Raw genomic sequence first — 16852 nt, 5'->3', positions numbered from 1 at the left:
GGCGGGGGTTGTTTTGTTGGGTCCGGGGGGGGGGGGGGGGGGGGGGGGGGGTGTTGCGGGGGGGGGGGGGGGGGGGGCGGGGCGGGCCCCCCCCCCCCCCCCCCCCCGGGGGCGGCCGGCGCGGCCGCCGGCACCCGACGGACGGGTCCCGCGGCCGCGCCGGCCGGACTGCTCGGGGTCGATCTCCTCGGAGAGCGAGCCTGACCAGCCGGTCACGGAGTCGCTCAGAAGTCGGCCGGGTCGGCGGCCGGCGCGTCGAGCGTGGCACCGACGCCCAGCTTCTCCTTGACCTTCTTCTCGATCTCGTCGGCGAGGTCGGGGTTGTCACGGAGGAAGGCCCGGACGTTCTCCTTGCCCTGGCCGAGCTGGTCGCCCTCGTACGTGTACCAGGCGCCGGACTTGCGGATGAAGCCGTGCTCGACGCCGGCGTCGATCAGGCCGCCCTCGCGGCTGAAGCCCTGACCCCACAGCAGGTCGAGCTCGGCCTGCTTGAAGGGTGCGGCGACCTTGTTCTTGACGACCTTGACCCGTACCCGGCTGCCGACCGCCTCGGTGCCCTGCTTCAGGGTCTCGATGCGGCGGACGTCGAGGCGGACCGACGAGTAGAACTTCAGGGCGCGCCCACCGGTGGTGACCTCGGGCGAGCCGTAGACGATGCCGACCTTCTCGCGCAGCTGGTTGATGAAGATCGCGGTGGTGCCGGAGTTGTTCAGCGCACCGGTGATCTTGCGCAGCGCCTGGCTCATGAGGCGGGCCTGCAGACCGACGTGGCTGTCGCCCATCTCGCCCTCGATCTCGGCGCGGGGCACGAGGGCCGCCACGGAGTCGATGACGATGATGTCGAGCGCGCCGGAGCGGATGAGCATGTCGGCGATCTCCAGCGCCTGCTCACCGGTGTCGGGCTGGCTGACCAGCAGCGCGTCGGTGTCCACGCCGATGGCCCGGGCGTACTCCGGGTCGAGGGCGTGCTCGGCGTCGATGAAGGCCGCGATGCCGCCGGCGGCCTGGGCGTTGGCCACCGCGTGCAGGGCGACCGTGGTCTTGCCGGAGGCCTCCGGGCCGTAGACCTCGATGACGCGGCCGCGCGGCAGGCCGCCGATGCCCAGCGCGATGTCGAGCGCGATCGAGCCGGTCGGGATGACCTTGATCGCCTGGGCGGCGCTGTCGCCCAGGCGCATGACCGAGCCCTTGCCGAACTGCTTGTCGATCTGGGCGAGGGCCATGTCGAGGGCCTTGTCGCGGTCCAGCGTTGCCATGCTGCTCACCTTCGGGAAGTCGCGTGTCGTGGAGTCGGAGCGGTGTCGGAGGCGACGGTAGGCCGGGGGTCCGACACTTTCCGGTGACCGGCTCGGCCTGTGGAGGGACGACCCCCCTGTGGACGCGTCCGCCACTGTAGGACGAACACGTGTTCGAGTCGAGCGACACGCCGTCGCCCGGCTCCGACCGGCTCAGCGCTCCCGCGGCGGGACGTCGTACTCCTCGCAGATCGCCAGCCAGACCCGCCGCACCGGCAGCCCCGCCTCGATGGCGTCGACGGCCGTCCGCCCGCCGAGCGCGGCGAAGACGTGGTCGCGCGCCACGCTCTGCGCCCGCATCGACCCGAACTGCTCGTCGAGCCGGGACCAGAACTCCTGCAGGCGCACGCCCCGACGCTAGCGCGCGTCCTCCTCGGCGGCGGCGTGGTGGGCCAGCCCGGCCCGCAGCCGCCGGACCAGCGCCGCGGGGTCGTCGGCGGCCAGCCGCAGCTCGTCGACCGGCCGGCCGCCGGTGCGCGCCAGCGGCAGCACCAGCGGCGCCCGCAGCTCGACGTCGACCTGGGTGGAGGAGAGGACGGCGACCGACACCGCGCGCCGGCCGCCCTCCTCGGCGACGACGACCGTGCGGGAGCCCTCGACGCTGCGCCGGCGCACCCGGACGGCGGCGATCTCCTCCCACCGCACGCGGACGTCGACCGACCACCCCGACCGCACGCGCAGACCGCCGTCGTCGACGGTGTGCGGGTGCACGCGCATCGCCGCGAGCAGGCCCACCATCCAGAGCAGCCCGTAGACGCCGACGACCAGCAGCGCGATCCGCAGCGAGGGCCAGGGCAGCAGCCAGTCGACCAGGGGGATCTCGACCGCCGACAGCACGATGAAGGTCCACAGCACCGGCGCCGCCGCCGAGGCGTAGGGGAAGGCGTCGGCCCCGGCCGGCACGTCGGGCCGGCGGCGGACCCAGCGCCCCAGGCTGCGCCAGACGCCGGCCTCGGCGGTGACCGCGGCGCGCAGCAGCCCGCGGGCGGTCACCGGCCCTCCTCCGCGGCGGCCCCGTGCGGGACCAGCGCCCGCAGCCGTTCCAGGACGTCGTCGAGCGCGGCCACCAGCCCGCCGAGCCGGTCGGCCGGCAGCCCGCCGAAGAGCTGGCCGGCCAGCTCGGCCTGGCCGCGCGCCAGCTCGTCGAGCAGCGCCTGCCCGCGTGCGGTGGGGGTGACCAGGGCGGCCCGGCGGTCGGCCGGGTGCGGCTCGCGGGTCACCAGCCCGGCCGCGACCAGCCCGTCGACCAGGCCGGTCACGTTGCGGGCGCTCACCCCGAGGGCGTCGGCCAGCGCGCGCTGGGTGCTCGGTCCGGCGGCGCGCAGGTGCCACAGCAGCGTGGTGCGGGCGACGGTGAGGCCGGAGGCGGCGAGGGAGGCCGTCATGTCCCGCCCGAGGAGCACGGTCAGCTCGAGCACGCGGTCCAGGGCCGCCACCCGTGCGTCGTCGGCGGTCATCGTGAGCCCCCTTCACCGTGAAGTGGCTTCACGATACACGGACTATCCTGGAGGCGTGTTCCCCACCACCGGTTCGGCGACCTGGGACACCGTCCTGGAGATCGGCATCGCGCTGTGCCTCGTCGTGACGCTGGTGCTGCTCTGGCGCAACCTGCGCGGCCGCTGACCGCTCAGCGCCGGGCCCACACCAGCGCCAGCGGCAGCACGAGCGCCGCCGACACGCCCGCCACCAGGCCGTAGCCGCCGCCGGCCAGCAGCGGCCCCCCGGCGGCGCCGGCGACCGCCGCGCCCAGCCCCATGAGCAGGTCGGTGCCGCCCTGGGCCGTCGGCCGGCTCTCCGCGGGCACCGACTCCGTGACCAGCGTCGAGCCGGCGATCAGCCCGCACGACCAGCCCACCCCGAGCAGCAGCAGGCCGACGCCGAGCCGGCCCGCGGCCTCCGGTGGGGCGGTGCCGGCGATCGCGGCGGCGGCCAGCAGCAGGCCGGCGCCGACGGCGACCGTCACCCGGCGTCCGGCCCGGTCGGCGAGCCAGCCGACCAGCGGTGAGAACAGGTACATCCCGGCGACGTGCACGCTGATGACCACGCCGACCAGCCGCAGCGTCGTCGCGTCGTCGTGAGCGGCGTGCCCCATGTGCACCGGCGTCATGACCATGACGCCGACCATCACGGAGTGGGAGACCACGACGGCGACCAGTCCCAGCCGCCCGTCGGGTGCGCGCCAGACCTCGGCCAGCGCCGTGCGCGTGCGGCCGCGCGCCGGCCCGCCGTCGGCCGGCCCGCGCAACCGGCGCGCGAGCAGCAGCGGGTCGGGCCGCAGCCCGGCCAGCAGGCCGACCGCGACGAGGGCGAAGACGAGCGCGCAGACGGCGAAGCCGCCGCCGAGCGCGGGCAGGCCGAGCGCGCGGCCCAGGTCGGCGCCGGGCGCGGCGAGGTTGGGGCCGAGGACCGAGCCGACCGTCGTCGCCCAGACGACCAGGGACAGGTCGCGGCCGCGCCGCTCGGGTGCGGCCAGGTCGGCGGCGGCGTAGCGCGCCTGCAGGCCGCAGGCGGTGGCGGCGCCGGCGGCGAACAGCCCGGCCAGCAGCAGCGCCAGGGACGACAGGGCGGCCGCGAGCACGGTCAGCAGCGCACCGCCGACGGCGACGGCGTACCCGGCGGCCAGCCCGGCACGCCGGCCGGAGCGGTCGGAGAGCCGGGCCAGTGGGACGGCGAGCACCGCGGCACCGAGGACGCCCGCGGTCTGCCCGAGGCCGGCCGCGGCGTCGCTGCCGGCCACCTCGCGGGCCAGCAGGCCGCCGATGGTGATGCCCACGGTGACCCCGAGCCCGGCCAGCGCCACCGCGCCGGACAGCACGCCGACCGTGCGCCGCTGGACCCGTCCGACGTCGGGGCCCGCCTGCGTGGTCACAGTCCCAGCGAGCGGCCGATGATCTCCCGCATGATCTCGTTGGTGCCGCCGTAGATCGACTGCACGCGGGCGTCGCGCCAGGCCTTCGACACCGGGTACTCGTCCATGTAGCCGTAGCCGCCGTGCAGCTGCAGGCAGCGGTCGGCGACCTTGTTCTGCAGCTCGCTCGTCCAGTACTTGGCCATGGCGGCGTCGACGGCGGTCAGCTCGCCGGTGCCCAGCTGCCGGATGCACTCGTCGACGAAGGTGCGCGCGATCGTCGTCTCGGTGTGCAGCTCGGCGAGGACGAACCGGCTGTGCTGGAAGCTGCCGACCGGCCGGCCGAAGGCGGTCCGGCCGGTCACGTACTCGAGGGTCCGGGCGAGCACCGTCTCGCAGGCGGCGACCGCGCCGACGGCGATGGACAGCCGCTCCTGCGGCAGGTTGTCCATGAGGTGGGCGAAGCCGCGGTTCTCGGTGCCGAGCAGGTTCTCCGCCGGCACGCGCACCTCGTCGAAGAACAGCTCGGCGGTGTCCTGGGCCTTGAGACCGACCTTCTCGAGGTTGCGGCCGCGGGTGAAGCCGGGCATGCCCCGTTCGACGACGAGCAGGCTGGTGCCCCTGGCGCCGGGGGCGTCGGGGTCGGTGCGCGCCACCACGACCACCAGGTCGGCGTTGATGCCGTTGGTGATGAACGTCTTGGCGCCGGTGAGCACCCAGGAGTCGCCGTCGCGGCGGGCGGTGGTGCGGATGGCCTGCAGGTCGCTGCCGGTGCCCGGCTCGGTCATCGCGATCGCCGTGATCAGCTCGCCGCGGCAGAAGCCGGGCAGCCAGCGCTGCGCCTGCTCCTCGGTGCACAGGTCGCGCAGGTAGGGGGCGACGACGTCGTTGTGCAGCCCGAAGCCCAGGCCGCTGGCGCCGATCCGGGTGACCTCCTCGTCGAGGACGGCGTTGTAGCGGAAGTCGCGCACCCCGCCGCCGCCGAAGCGCTCGTCGACGTCCATCCCGAGCAGGCCCTGCTCGCCGCCGGCCAGCCACACCTCGCGCGGCACGATCCCGTCGCGCTCCCACTGGTCGTGGTGGGGGGCGACGTTCTTCTCGAGGAACGTGCGGACGGTCTGCCGGAAGTCCTCGTGCCCGGCCTCGTAGAGGGAGGTGCGCATGCCCGGCAGTGTGCCGCACGCCACCACCGGATCGGGCGACCCCGCGGGCCGGTGGCGTCCCCGCAGGCCAGCGGACTGTCGTACCCCCGGGGACACTGGGGACGTGCCCGCTCTCGACCGGTTCTCCGCGCCCACGCGGGCCTGGTTCACCGGCGCCTTCGCCGAGCCCACGGCCGCCCAGGAGGGCGCCTGGGAGGCCATCAGCAGCGGCGAGCACGCCCTCGTCGTCGCCCCCACCGGGTCGGGCAAGACGCTGGCGGCGTTCCTGTGGTCGCTCGACCGGCTGACCAGCACGCCGCCGGACGACGAGAGCCGCCGCTGCCGCGTCCTCTACGTCTCCCCGCTCAAGGCGCTGGCCGTCGACGTCGAGCGCAACCTGCGCGCCCCGCTGACGGGCATCGGCCAGGCGGCGATGCGGCTGGGCCTGCCCCGGCCGGAGATCTCGGTCGGGATCCGCTCGGGCGACACCCCGGCCGACGAGCGGCGGGCGTTCACCCGCCGCCCCACCGACATCCTCATCACCACCCCCGAGTCGCTGTTCCTGCTGCTCACCAGCGCGGCACGGGAGGCGCTGCGCGGCGTCGAGACGGTGATCGTCGACGAGGTCCACGCGGTCACCGACAGCAAGCGCGGTGCGCACCTGGCGGTCTCCCTCGACCGGCTCGACGAGCTGCTCGAGCGGCCCGCGCAGCGGATCGGCCTGTCGGCCACGGTCCGCCCGATCGAGGAGGTCGCCACCTTCCTCGCCGGCGGGCGCCCGGTGCGGGTCGTGCAGCCGCCGTCGGCCAAGGAGTGGGACCTGTCGGTCGTCGTCCCGGTCGAGGACATGAGCCAGCTGGGCCAGCCCACCGGCGAGCTCGACGGGTCGGCGGCCGGCGACCAGCCGCGGGCGTCGATCTGGCCGGCGGTCGAGGAGCGGGTGCTCGACCTGGTGGCGGCCCACCGCAGCACGATCGTGTTCGCCAACTCCCGCCGGCTGGCCGAGCGGCTGACCAGCCGGCTCAACGAGATGGCCTACGAGCGGGCCACCGGCGAGACCGTCCCGCCGGGCACCAACGCCGCGGCGCTCATGGCCCAGGCCGGCTCGGGGGGCGGGGTGCCCGAGGGCGTGCGGCCGGTCGCCGCCGCCCACCACGGGTCGGTGTCGCGGGAGCAGCGGGCGGTCGTGGAGGAGGCGCTGAAGTCCGGGCGGCTGCCGGCGGTGGTGGCGACGTCGTCGCTCGAGCTCGGCATCGACATGGGCTCGGTCGACCTCGTCGTCCAGGTGGAGGCCCCGCCCACGGTCGCGGCCGGCCTGCAGCGGGTGGGCCGGGCGGGGCACCAGGTCGGCGCGGTCAGCCGGGGCGTGCTGTTCCCCAAGTACCGCGGCGACCTGGTGCAGTGCGCGCTGGTCGCCGAGCGGATGAAGGCCGGCGCGATCGAGTCGATCCGGTACCTGCGCAACCCGCTCGACGTGCTCGCCCAGCAGGTCGTCGCGATCGTGTCGGAGGGCCCGCGCACGGTGGAGGAGGTCGGCGCCCTGCTGCGCCGCTCGGCGCCGTTCTCCGGCCTGCCCGACTCCGCGCTGCACGCCGTCCTCGACATGCTCGCCGGGCGCTACCCCTCCGACGCCTTCGCCGAGCTGCGCCCCCGGCTGACCTGGGACCGGGTCACCGACACCCTCACCGCGCGCGCCGGCGCGCAGCGGCTGGCGGTCACCAGCGGCGGCACCATCCCCGACCGCGGCCTGTTCGGCGTCTTCCTCGTCGGCGGCGAGGGGTCGGGCGGGCGCCGGGTGGGCGAGCTCGACGAGGAGATGGTCTACGAGTCCCGGGTGGGCGACGTCTTCCTGCTCGGCTCCTCCTCGTGGCGCATCGAGGAGATCACCCACGACCGGGTGCTCGTCTCCCCCGCGCCCGGCCAGCCCGGGAAGATGCCGTTCTGGCACGGCGACGCCCCCGGCCGGCCGCTGGAGCTGGGCCGGGCGCTGGGCGCCTTCCTGCGCGAGGTCGGCTCCGCGACGCCGGAGCGGGGCCGGGAACGGGCGCAGGCCGCCGGCCTCGACGACTGGGGCGCGGCCAACCTGCTCGCCTACCTCGCCGAGCAGAAGGCGGCCACCGGCCACCTGCCCGACGACCGCACGCTGCTGGTCGAGCGGTTCCGCGACGAGCTCGGCGACTGGCGGCTGGTCGTGCACTCCCCCTTCGGCGCGCAGGTCAACGCCCCGTGGGCGCTGGTGCTCGCCGCCCGGCTGCGCGAGCGCCACGGCGTCGACGTCGCCTCCATGCACTCCGACGACGGCATCGTGCTGCGACTGCCCGACACCACCGGCGAGCCGCCGGAGGCCGACCTCGCCGTCCTCGACCCCGACGACGTCGAGCGCGAGGTGACCGCCGAGGTCGGCAGCTCGGCGCTGTTCGCCAGCCGGTTCCGCGAGTGCGCCGCCCGCGCGCTGCTGCTCCCCCGCCGCGACCCGCGCCGGCGCACCCCGCTGTGGCAGCAGCGGCAGCGCGCCGCGCAGCTGCTGAGCGTGGCCAGCGACTTCTCGAGCTTCCCCATCACCCTCGAGGCGGCCCGCGAGGTGCTGCAGGACGTCTACGACGTGCCGGGCCTGGTGGAGCTGATGCGCGACGTCCGCTCGCGGCGGGTGCGGGTGGTCGACGTCCAGACGCAGGCGGCCTCGCCGTTCGCGCAGTCGCTGCTGTTCGGCTACGTCGGGCAGTTCCTCTACGAGGGCGACGCCCCGCTGGCCGAGCGCCGGGCGCAGGCGCTGGCCCTCGACACCGGCCTGCTCGCCGAGCTGCTGGGCCGCTCGGAGCTGCGCGAGCTGCTCGACGCCGAGGCGCTGGCCGAGGTCGAGCGCGAGCTGCAGCGGCTGCCCGCCGAGCGGCACCCCCGCGACGTCGACGGCGCCGGCGACCTGCTGCGGCTGCTGGGCGACCTCACCGCGGCCGAGGCGGCGCCCCGCGGCGTGCCCGCCGGGTGGCTGGAGGAACTGGTCGCGTCGCGGCGGGCGATCGTCGTGCGGATCGCCGGCCAGGAGCGGTACGTCGCCATCGAGGACGCCGGCCGGCTGCGCGACGCCCTGGGCACCGCGCTGCCCGTCGGCGTGCCCGAGGCGTTCACCGAGCCGGTCGCCGACCCGCTGGGCGACCTGGTCGGCCGCTACGCCCGCACCCACGGCCCGTTCCAGCCCGCCGAGGTGGCCACCCGGCTCGGCCTCGGCGTCGCGGTCGTCACCGCCACCCTGCAGCGGCTGGTCGGCACCGGCCGGCTGGTCACCGGCGAGTTCCGTCCCGGCGGCAGCGGCCAGGAGTGGTGCGACGCCGAGGTGCTGCGCTCGGTGCGCCGCCGCAGCCTGGCCAAGCTGCGCCAGGAGGTGGAGCCGGTGCCCATCGGCACGCTGGCGCGGTTCACCCCGTCCTGGCAGTCGGTGGGCAGCCGGATGCGCGGCGTCGACGGCGTCCTCGCCGTCGTCGAGCAGCTGGCCGGCGCCCTCGTCCCGGCCAGCGCGCTGGAGACGCTGGTGCTGCGCGGCCGGGTCCGCGACTACTCCCCTGCGATGCTCGACGAGCTCACCAGCGCCGGCGAGGTGCTGTGGGCCGGCGCCGGCGGGCTGCCCGGCGGCGACGGCTGGGTGAGCCTGGTGCCCGCCGACCTCGCGCCGCTGCTGCTCCCCGACGTCGTCGAGCCGCCGGAGGAGGGCGGCGTCGCGTTCGCCGTCCTCGAGCAGCTCGCCGCCGGGCAGGCGGTGTTCTTCCGCGGACTGTCCGACCTGGTCGGCTCCACCGACGACACCGCGCTCGCCGACGTCGTCTGGGACCTGGTGTGGGCCGGGCTGCTCACCAACGACACCCTCGCCCCGCTGCGCACCCGGCTGGCCGGCGGCGGCACGCACAAGCGGGCCCCGGCACCGCCACGGGCCCGGGTCGACCGCACCCGCTACGGCCGTCCGCGGCTCGGCCGCCCGGCGATGCCCACCCGCACCGGGCCGCCCACGGTCGCCGGCCGGTGGTCGCGGCTGCCCGAGCGCGAGCCCAACCCGACCCGGCGCACCACCGCCCGCGCCGAGGCGCTGCTGGAGCGGCACGGCGTGCTCACCCGCGGCGCCGTGATGGCCGAGCAGGTGCCCGGCGGCTTCTCCGCCGTCTACCCCGTGCTGCGCGCGTTCGAGGAGAACAACCGGGCCCGGCGCGGCTACTTCGTCGAGACCCTCGGCGCCGCGCAGTTCGGCACCCCCGGCTCTGTCGACCGGCTGCGGGCGTTCGCCTCCCCCGACCGGGCCCCCGAGGGCGCGGTGGTGCTCGCGGCCACCGACCCGGCCAACGTCTACGGCGCGGCGCTGCCGTGGCCCGAGCGCGGCGGCCCGGCCGACGGCGACCCCGCCGATCCCCCGGCGGCGCAGGTGGCGGTCGACGTCGGCGAGGGCACCGGCGCGGGTGGCCGGCGAGGCGGCGGGCACCGCGCCGGGCGCAAGGCCGGGGCGCTGGTGGTGCTGGTCGACGGCGGCCTGGTGCTCTACGTGGAGCGCGGCGGCAAGTCGCTGCTGTCGTTCACCGAGGACGAGCAGACGCTCAAGGAGGCGGCCACCGCGCTGTCGGGCGCGGTCGCGGCCGGAGCGCTGGGGCGGATGGTCGTGCAGAAGGCCGACGGCGCCTCGGTGCACCAGGACACCCCGCTGTCGTCCGCGTTGCAGGCCGCCGGGTTCGCCGCCACCCCACGGGGGCTGCGCCTGCGCGGGTGACCCTCCGGCGGCTGGCCGACCGGCGTCCGCGCCACCGCGCGTACCGTGGACCGTCGCAGTCGTGAGGGATGAGGGAACAGACATGGCAGCCGGCACGGTCCGCTGGTTCGACGCGGACAAGGGCTTCGGGTTCATCGAGCCGCAGGACGGCGGGGACGACGTCTTCGTCCACTTCTCGGCCATCGAGGACACCGGGGGGTTCCGCTCCCTCGACGAGGGTCAGCCGGTCGAGTACGACGCCGCCGACGGGCCGCGTGGTCCGCAGGCCGAGCGGGTGCGCCCGACCGGCGGCGCCCCGCGCGGCGGCCGTCGCGACGACCGCGGCGGGTCGCGGGACGACCGCGGCCGCTCCGGGGGGAGCCGCGCGCCCCGCGGCATCGTCGTCCAGGGCACCGTGGCGCGCTTCGACGCCGACCGCGGGTTCGGCTTCATCGTCCCCGAGGACGTCTTCGTGCACGTCTCCGCGGTGACCCGCGGCGGCGACCTCGAGGAGGGCGACCGGGTCGAGTTCGAGCTCGTCGAGGGCAACCGCGGACTGCAGGCCGACTCCGTGCGGCTGCTGCCGTCGACCCCGCGTCGCGGCGGCTACGACCGGCCCGCGCCGCGCGACCGCCGTGACGACCGGGGCAGCCGCGACCAGCGGCCGGCCCGCGCTCCGCGCGGCGGGGACTCCGGCGGGGACGCCGAGGGCACCGTGCAGTGGTTCAACCCCGACAAGGGCTTCGGGTTCATCACCCCCGACGACGGCGGCGACGACGTCTTCGTGCACTACTCCGAGATCGAGGACGACGGCGGCTACCGCGAGCTCGAGGAGGGCCAGCGGGTCTCGTTCACCCGCACCTCCGGGGCGCGCGGCACGAGCGCGAGCGGCGTCCGCCCTCTCGACTAGGCGGGCACTCCGTCCGGGAGCCGGCGGTCAGCGGCGGGCGCGCAGCCAGGGGGCGAACCAGCGGGTCAGCCGCGGCATGACCACCTGGCCGAGCAGCACGACGACCACCGTGGCCGACAGCAGCAGCCGCAGCGGCAGCGGCCACGACGCGACGTGCGGGGCCACCAGCAGCTGGAAGGCCAGCGTGATGCCGAAGACGGCGGCGATGGTCAGCACCGTGAGCCGCCAGCGCGGGCCCGGCCGCGGCGGGGTCAGCGCGGTGAAGAAGCTGTCGAGTCCGGCGACGCGGGCGTAGTCGGCGCCGTCGGAGAGGTGTGCGACCCGCGCGAGGGCCGCCTGACGCTCCGCCGAGCGCTCCCAGCGGGCCAGCGACTCGCCGTCGGCGAAGCGGTAGACCAGGTGGTACCGCGTCGAGCCGGGACCGGGGCGGAGCAGGCTGGTGCCGAGGTTGCCGGGGAACCGCTCGGCCAGGCCGAGGACCTCACCCGCCCACTGCTCGAACGCCGTCCGGTGGTCGCCGCGGACGTCGCGGGCGACGGTCACCGTGACCGGCTCGGCCACCCCGGTCACGTGCTCGGGGGAGACGGCCGTGTCGCTGGGGTCGGGACGTCGCTGCACGGCAGGTTCAGCGCGTCCGGGCGCACGGCGCTTCCCGCCCGCGGGGTGACCTCCCTCGCCCTCCAGCAGCGCCGATGCGCACCGGGGACACTGGAGGACGTGCCCGAGGGAGACACCGTCTGGCTGGCGGCCAAGCGGATGGACAGCGCGCTGGCCGGCCAGACGCTGCGCCGCGGCGAGCTCCGGGTGCCGCAGCTGGCCGCGACCGACCTGACCGGCCGCACGGTCAGCGAGGTGGTCCCCCGCGGCAAGCACATGCTGACCCGGTTCACCGACGGCTGGACGCTGCGCACCCACTACCGGATGGACGGCAGCTGGCACATCTACCGCAAGGGTGCCCGGTGGCGCGGCGGGCCGGCGTTCTCGATCCGGGCGATCCTGGCCACCGACCGGTGGGACTGCGTCGGCTACCGGCTGCACGACGTCGCGCTGGTCCGCACCGCGGACGAGGACTCCGTCGTCGGCCACCTCGGCCCCGACGTCCTCGGCCCGGACTGGGACCTCGAGGAGGCCCTCCGCCGGCTGCGGTCGCACCCCGACGAGCAGATCGGCGTCGCTGTCCTCGACCAGCGCAACCTGTGCGGGCCGGGCAACCTGTACAAGGTCGAGGGCCTGTTCGTCTGCGGGGTGCACCCGTGGATGCGGGTGGCCGACGTCGAGGACCTCCCCGGGCTCGTCGAGCGCACCCGCGCGCTGATGCTGGCCAACCGCGACCGGCCCGAGCAGAGCACCACCGGCGACCTGCGCCGCGGCCGTGACCACTGGGTGTACGGCCGCAAGGACAAGCCCTGCTACCGCTGCGGCACGCCGGTCCTGCGCGGCGACCAGGGGCCGGACCTGCAGGAGCGGATCACCTACTGGTGCCCGACCTGCCAGGCCACCGACGCCCCGGTCGACCCCGCGGCCCGCACCGGCGAGCCCGGCCGCCCGCCGCCGCTCGCCAACGCCCACTGAACGCGTCGGGGGCCCGGGCCCCCGGGGGGGGCGGGGCCCCGCGGGGCCGGGCCGATGGGGTTTTCGGGGGGGTGGGGGGGGGGTGGGGGTGCTGGGGGGGGCGGGGGGGGGGGTGGGGGAGGGGGGGGGGGGCCTGGGGGGGGGGGGCGCGGCGCAGGGCCCGCCGCCGCCCCCCCCCGCCCCCCCCCCCCCCCCCCCGCACCTCGGGACGCTCGTCGGCGCCTCCCACCACCTCGACGATCACTGGTCCTCCTCGACTGGGTCAGACGTGCCAGGGGAACCGGGAGAAGTCGGGGTCGCGCTTCTCCAGGAAGGCGTCGCGGCCCTCGACGGCCTCCTCGGCCGCGTAGGCGAGCCGGGTCGTCTCCCCGGCGAAGAGCTGCTGGCCGACCAGCCCGTCGTCGACCAGGTTGAACGAGTACTTGAGCATCCGCTGCGCGGTCGGGCTCTTGGCCACGATCCGCCGCCCCCAGTCCAGCGCGGTCGCCTCGAGCTCGGCGTGCGGCACGACCCGGTTGACCATGCCCATGCGGTGCGCGTCCTCCGCCGAGTACTCCTCGCCGAGGAAGAACACCTCGCGGGCGAACTTCTGGCCCACCTGGCGGGCGAGGTAGGCCGAGCCGAAGCCGCCGTCGAAGCTGCCGACGTCGGCGTCGGTCTGCTTGAACCGCGCGTGCTCGGCGCTGGCCAGCGTCAGGTCGGAGACCACGTGCAGGCTGTGCCCGCCGCCGGCCGCCCAGCCGGGGACGACGCAGACGACGACCTTGGGCATGAACCGGATGAGCCGCTGGGCCTCGAGCACGTGCAGCCGGCCACTGGTGCGCCCGACCTCGTGCTCGTAGCCGTGCCGGCCGCGCACCCGCTGGTCACCGCCCGAGCAGAACGCCCAGCCGCCGTCCCGGGGGCTGGGCCCGTTGCCGGTGAGCAGCACGCAGCCGACGTCGGTGGACAGCCGGGCGTGCTCGAGCGCGGTGATCAGCTCGTCGACCGTCTGCGGCCGGAACGCGTTGCGCACCTCGGGCCGGTCGAAGGCGATCCGGACGACGCCGGCGTCGACGGCCCGGTGGTAGGTGAGGTCGGCGAAGTCGAAGCCGTCGACCGGCCGCCACGCCCCGCTGTCGAAGATCTCCGAGACGTCGTCGCGGGCGCTCACCCGGAGAAGGTATCGAGTCCCGCCCGGCCGGGCGCGGCGGCCGCCGCGCGGCTAGCGTCGGACGCGTGCCCGACGGCGAGGCCCTGCGCGTGGGCACCCTCAACCTCGCCTCCGGCCGCGGTCCCGACGGCCGCGTGCTGACGGCGCCGCGCCTCGCCGCCGCCGTCGCCGACCTCCCCGTCGACGTGCTCGCCGTGCAGGAGGTCGACGCCTGCCAGCCCCGCTCGGGGGACACCGACCAGGCGGCGGCGCTCGCCGCGGCGCTGCACGCGGTCGACTGGCGGGCGGCGGCCACCCTCACCGGCACGCCGAGCCCGTTCCGCGGCACCTGGACCCCGGCCGACCCGGCGGGCCTGCGCGGGCCCGGGGACGCCGTCGCCACGCCGTCCTACGGCATCGCCCTGCTGTCCCGCCGCCCGGTGCGCCGCTGGGCGGTGCTGGGACTGGGCGCCGGGCGGGCGCGGCTGCCGCTGCGGGCACCCGACCCGGGCACCGGCCGGCTGCGGACGTGGTGGATCCCGGACGAGCCGCGCGTCGCCGTCGCCGCCTGCCTGGACGGGCTGACCGTGGTGGCCACCCACCTGTCCTTCTCGCCGCCGACCGCCGTCCGCCAGCTGCGGCGGCTGCGCCGGTGGGCGACGGCGCTTCCCGGCCCGGTCGTGCTGGCCGGCGACCTCAACCTGCCCGGGAACGTCCCGGCGCGGCTGCTGGGGGCGACCCGGCTGGTGCGGGAGCCGAGCTTCCCGGTGCACGCGCCGCGGCTGCAGCTCGACCACCTGCTGGCACTGGGCCACGCCGCGACCGGCCGGGACGCCGCCGCCCGGGCGCTGCCGGTGGGCGACCACCGGGCGCTGACGGTGACCGTCGAGACGGGCTAGGCCGCCGTCCCGTCGAGGAGCAGCGGCCGCAGCCGGTCCAGAGAGCCGGCGAGACCGGGGTGCAGCGTCACCTGGTGCAGGGCGGCCAGCGCCACCCAGGCCACGCCGGTGCTCTCGCCGTCGAGTCGCAGCCGGGACGGGTCGAGGTCGCCCACCGGGCGGGCGAGCACCGTCGTGTAGGCCCAGCCGCCGTGGTCGTCGACCGACCGGGCGCCGAGCACCAGGTCGCGCGCGGGCAGACCGAGCTCCTCCTCGACCTCCCGCAGCGCGCCCTGCTCGGGCGTCTCACCGAGGTGCAGCGCGCCGCCGGGCGTCCCCCAGGTGCCGCCGTGGTGGGACCACAGCGCGCGGTGCTGGAGCAGCAACTCCGGGCCGGTGGCGCCGTCGCGGTGGACCAGCAGGCCCGCCGCGCCGGCGCGGCCCCAGTGGCGGTGGCCGAGGGAGCAGGTGGTCCAGCCGTCGGTGGGGGTCAGCCCGCTGGTCACCACGTCCCCATTCCACCGCACCGGCCGGACCTCCGCCCCCGGGTCACTCCCAGCTCGGCGCCGCGATGCCCTGCGCCTCGGCCTCCAGCTGCCAGGCGCCCTTGCCGTCGATCGACTCGCGGATGACGTCGGCGTGCCCGGCGTGCCGCGCCTGCTCCTGGACCTGGTGCAGCAGCAGCCAGCGGACGGTGACCACGGTGCGCGGCGGCAGCCACCGCGCGACGTCCGCGCGGACCTCGACCCGGCGGTCGAGGTCGCGCTCGGCGCGCACGACCTCCTCGGTCTCCCGCGCCACCGCGGCCCAGCGGTCGAGCAGCACGTCGACGGTCTCGTCGGCGGCGACGGTGAACCCCGCCATCCACCCCGCCTGCGTGTCGGCCGCCATCCCGTGCGGACGGCGCCCGATCCGGCCGGCGACGGTGGCCCTCTCCCCCTGCGTCACGTGCTTGACCAACGCCGACAGGGACAGCGCGCTGGCGCTGGGCGTGGCCCGGGCCTGCTCCTCGGTCAGCCCGTGGAGGGCGTTGCGGAGGGCGGTGCGCTGGTCGGCGAGCAGGGTCAGCAGCACGGTCGGCTCGTCGCGTGCGGACACGGGGCCTCCTCGGGACGCCGGTGCCGCCATCCTCCGCCGGGCGGTCGGGACGGACCAGGACCGGAACCCGGGCCGACGCCCGGCTGGCCGCCGCCCGCCGCGCTGCCTAGCGTCGCCGTCGTGGAGCGCTGGGACGTCGTCGTGGTCGGGGGCGGCCCGGCGGGGGCGGCGGCCGCCCTGTCCGCCCTGGGCACCGGCGCGTCGGTGCTCGTCCTCGACCGGGCGGACTTCCCCCGCGACAAGGTCTGCGGCGACGGCATCGCCCCCGAGGCGCTGGACGTGCTGGCCGGGCTCGGCGTCGACGTCGCCGCGCTGACCGCCGGCTACGCGCCCGCACCCCGGCTGGCGCTGCGCTCGCCGGGCGGGGCCGCGGTCGAGCGGGCCACCTCCCGGCCGTCGTCGGTGGTGCCGCGCGAGGTCTTCGACGCCCGCCTGCTGGCCGCCGCGCTCGACCGGGGCGCGGTGTTCCGCCGGCACGCCGTCCGCTCGGTGACGCAGGAACCCGACGGGGTCGTCGTCGACGGCGTGCTGACCGCCGGCGTGCTCGTCGGGGCCGACGGCGCGGAGTCGGTGGTGCGGCGGGCCCTGGGCCTGCGGCGCAACCGCGACGACCGGATGGCGGTGGCGCTGCGCGGCTACGCGCCGGAGCCGCCCGGGCAGGCCGGCACCCAGGTGCTGGTGACCACCGAGCAGCGCTGGCCGGCCTACGCCTGGTCGTTCCCGCTGGGCGACGGGCGGGCCAACGTGGGCTACGGGGAGCTGGTGTCCGGCGGGGCCACCCGCGCGGCGCTGGTGGAGGGGCTGCACCGGCTGCTGCCCGGCGTCGAGCCGGCGGGACTGCGGGCGCACCGGCTGCCGCTGTCGACCGGGCGGCCGCGCCAGCCCGACGGGCGGGTGCTGCTCGCCGGGGACGCCGCGTCGCTGGTCAACCCGATGACCGGGGAGGGGATCTTCTACGCGGTGCTGTCCGGGGCCCTGGCCGGGCGCGCGGCAGCGGCCGGGGCGGGCGCGGGCACGGCGCACCGGCGGGCGCTGCGCCGCCGGCTGGGTGCCCACCACCGGTCGGCGTCGGCGGCGTCCTGGATCAGCCGGTGGCCGGTGGTCATGGACGCCGCCTTCCGCGCGGCCGCGGCCGACCAGCGGGTGTTCGACGACGTGGTGGCGCTCGGGCTCGCCGACGGCCGGCTCACCGCCCGGACGCTCACCGCCGCGGCCCGCCACCTCCGCTGACCAGGTGCCTTTGTCGCGATATTG

General features: G+C 76.8%; 15 protein-coding genes. 5 read left to right on the top strand and 10 right to left on the bottom strand.

The genetic code is table 11. The features are described from left to right. Window positions 1-224 precede the first annotated feature (224 nt). From recA to ACI78U_RS15600, 6 genes are all read right to left on the bottom strand, one after another. The gene (gene recA, locus ACI78U_RS15625; protein ID WP_456876251.1) at window positions 225-1256 is read right to left on the bottom strand and encodes a recombinase RecA; all 1032 of its coding nucleotides are present in this window, start codon (window positions 1254-1256) and stop codon (window positions 225-227) included. A 192-nt stretch (window positions 1257-1448) separates the two neighbouring features. After that, on the bottom strand, window positions 1449-1643 hold the full coding sequence (locus ACI78U_RS15620) for a DUF3046 domain-containing protein (RefSeq protein WP_456876250.1): 195 nt from the start codon (window positions 1641-1643) through the stop codon (window positions 1449-1451). Window positions 1644-1652: 9 nt separating this feature from the next. After that, on the bottom strand, window positions 1653-2288 hold the full coding sequence (locus ACI78U_RS15615) for a hypothetical protein (RefSeq protein WP_456876249.1): 636 nt from the start codon (window positions 2286-2288) through the stop codon (window positions 1653-1655). Continuing rightward, the gene (locus ACI78U_RS15610; protein WP_456876248.1) at window positions 2285-2752 is read right to left on the bottom strand and encodes a MarR family winged helix-turn-helix transcriptional regulator; all 468 of its coding nucleotides are present in this window, start codon (window positions 2750-2752) and stop codon (window positions 2285-2287) included. The genes ACI78U_RS15615 and ACI78U_RS15610 overlap by 4 nt, the downstream gene beginning before the upstream one ends. Window positions 2753-2922: 170 nt before the next feature. Further along, a complete protein-coding gene (locus ACI78U_RS15605) occupies window positions 2923-4164 on the bottom strand; it encodes an MFS transporter (RefSeq protein WP_456876247.1) in 1242 nt (413 codons plus the stop codon). Further along, on the bottom strand, window positions 4161-5306 hold the full coding sequence (locus ACI78U_RS15600; protein WP_456876246.1) for an acyl-CoA dehydrogenase family protein: 1146 nt from the start codon (window positions 5304-5306) through the stop codon (window positions 4161-4163). Before ACI78U_RS15600 ends, ACI78U_RS15605 begins: the two co-directional genes overlap by 4 nt. Before the next feature lie 103 nt (window positions 5307-5409). Between ACI78U_RS15600 and ACI78U_RS15595 the strand changes: the two genes are divergently transcribed. Next, complete coding sequence (locus tag ACI78U_RS15595) at window positions 5410-10029, top strand: ATP-dependent helicase (protein WP_456876245.1); 4620 nt, start codon at window positions 5410-5412, stop codon at window positions 10027-10029. A gap of 82 nt (window positions 10030-10111) precedes the next feature. After that, window positions 10112-10918: a cold-shock protein gene (locus ACI78U_RS15590; RefSeq protein WP_456876244.1), complete on the top strand. Its 807-nt coding sequence runs from the start codon at window positions 10112-10114 to the stop codon at window positions 10916-10918. A gap of 27 nt (window positions 10919-10945) precedes the next feature. On the opposite strand, the gene ACI78U_RS15585 is transcribed toward ACI78U_RS15590, so the two are convergent. Then, window positions 10946-11536: an antibiotic biosynthesis monooxygenase gene (locus ACI78U_RS15585; protein ID WP_456876243.1), complete on the bottom strand. Its 591-nt coding sequence runs from the start codon at window positions 11534-11536 to the stop codon at window positions 10946-10948. A 99-nt stretch (window positions 11537-11635) separates the two neighbouring features. Between ACI78U_RS15585 and ACI78U_RS15580 the strand changes: the two genes are divergently transcribed. Then, the gene (locus ACI78U_RS15580; RefSeq protein ID WP_456876242.1) at window positions 11636-12490 is read left to right on the top strand and encodes a DNA-formamidopyrimidine glycosylase family protein; all 855 of its coding nucleotides are present in this window, start codon (window positions 11636-11638) and stop codon (window positions 12488-12490) included. Between the two features lie 262 nt (window positions 12491-12752). Here ACI78U_RS15580 and ACI78U_RS15575 read toward each other — a convergent pair whose 3' ends face one another. Beyond that, window positions 12753-13643, bottom strand: coding sequence for a 1,4-dihydroxy-2-naphthoyl-CoA synthase (locus ACI78U_RS15575; protein ID WP_456876241.1), 891 nt, complete (start codon window positions 13641-13643; stop codon window positions 12753-12755). A gap of 65 nt (window positions 13644-13708) precedes the next feature. Here ACI78U_RS15575 and ACI78U_RS15570 point away from each other — a divergent pair, with 65 nt between their 5' ends. Beyond that, entirely contained in the window at window positions 13709-14521 is an 813-nt protein-coding gene (locus ACI78U_RS15570; protein ID WP_456876240.1) for an endonuclease/exonuclease/phosphatase family protein, read from the top strand. On the opposite strand, the gene ACI78U_RS15565 is transcribed toward ACI78U_RS15570, so the two are convergent. Together ACI78U_RS15565 and ACI78U_RS15560 are read right to left on the bottom strand one after the other, a co-directional pair. Beyond that, window positions 14518-15027: an NUDIX domain-containing protein gene (locus ACI78U_RS15565; protein ID WP_456876239.1), complete on the bottom strand. Its 510-nt coding sequence runs from the start codon at window positions 15025-15027 to the stop codon at window positions 14518-14520. The genes ACI78U_RS15570 and ACI78U_RS15565 overlap by 4 nt on opposite strands. Window positions 15028-15049: 22 nt before the next feature. Then, entirely contained in the window at window positions 15050-15598 is a 549-nt protein-coding gene (locus ACI78U_RS15560; RefSeq protein WP_456876238.1) for a mycothiol transferase, read from the bottom strand. A gap of 120 nt (window positions 15599-15718) precedes the next feature. On the opposite strand from ACI78U_RS15560, the gene ACI78U_RS15555 reads away from it, so the two are divergent. Continuing rightward, entirely contained in the window at window positions 15719-16828 is a 1110-nt protein-coding gene (locus tag ACI78U_RS15555) for an NAD(P)/FAD-dependent oxidoreductase (protein ID WP_456876237.1), read from the top strand. The last annotated feature ends 24 nt before the right edge of the window (window positions 16829-16852 follow it).

The sequence above is a fragment of the Geodermatophilus sp. SYSU D00710 genome, from assembly GCF_054050195.1.
This window is presented reverse-complemented; position numbering and strand designations above follow the sequence as displayed.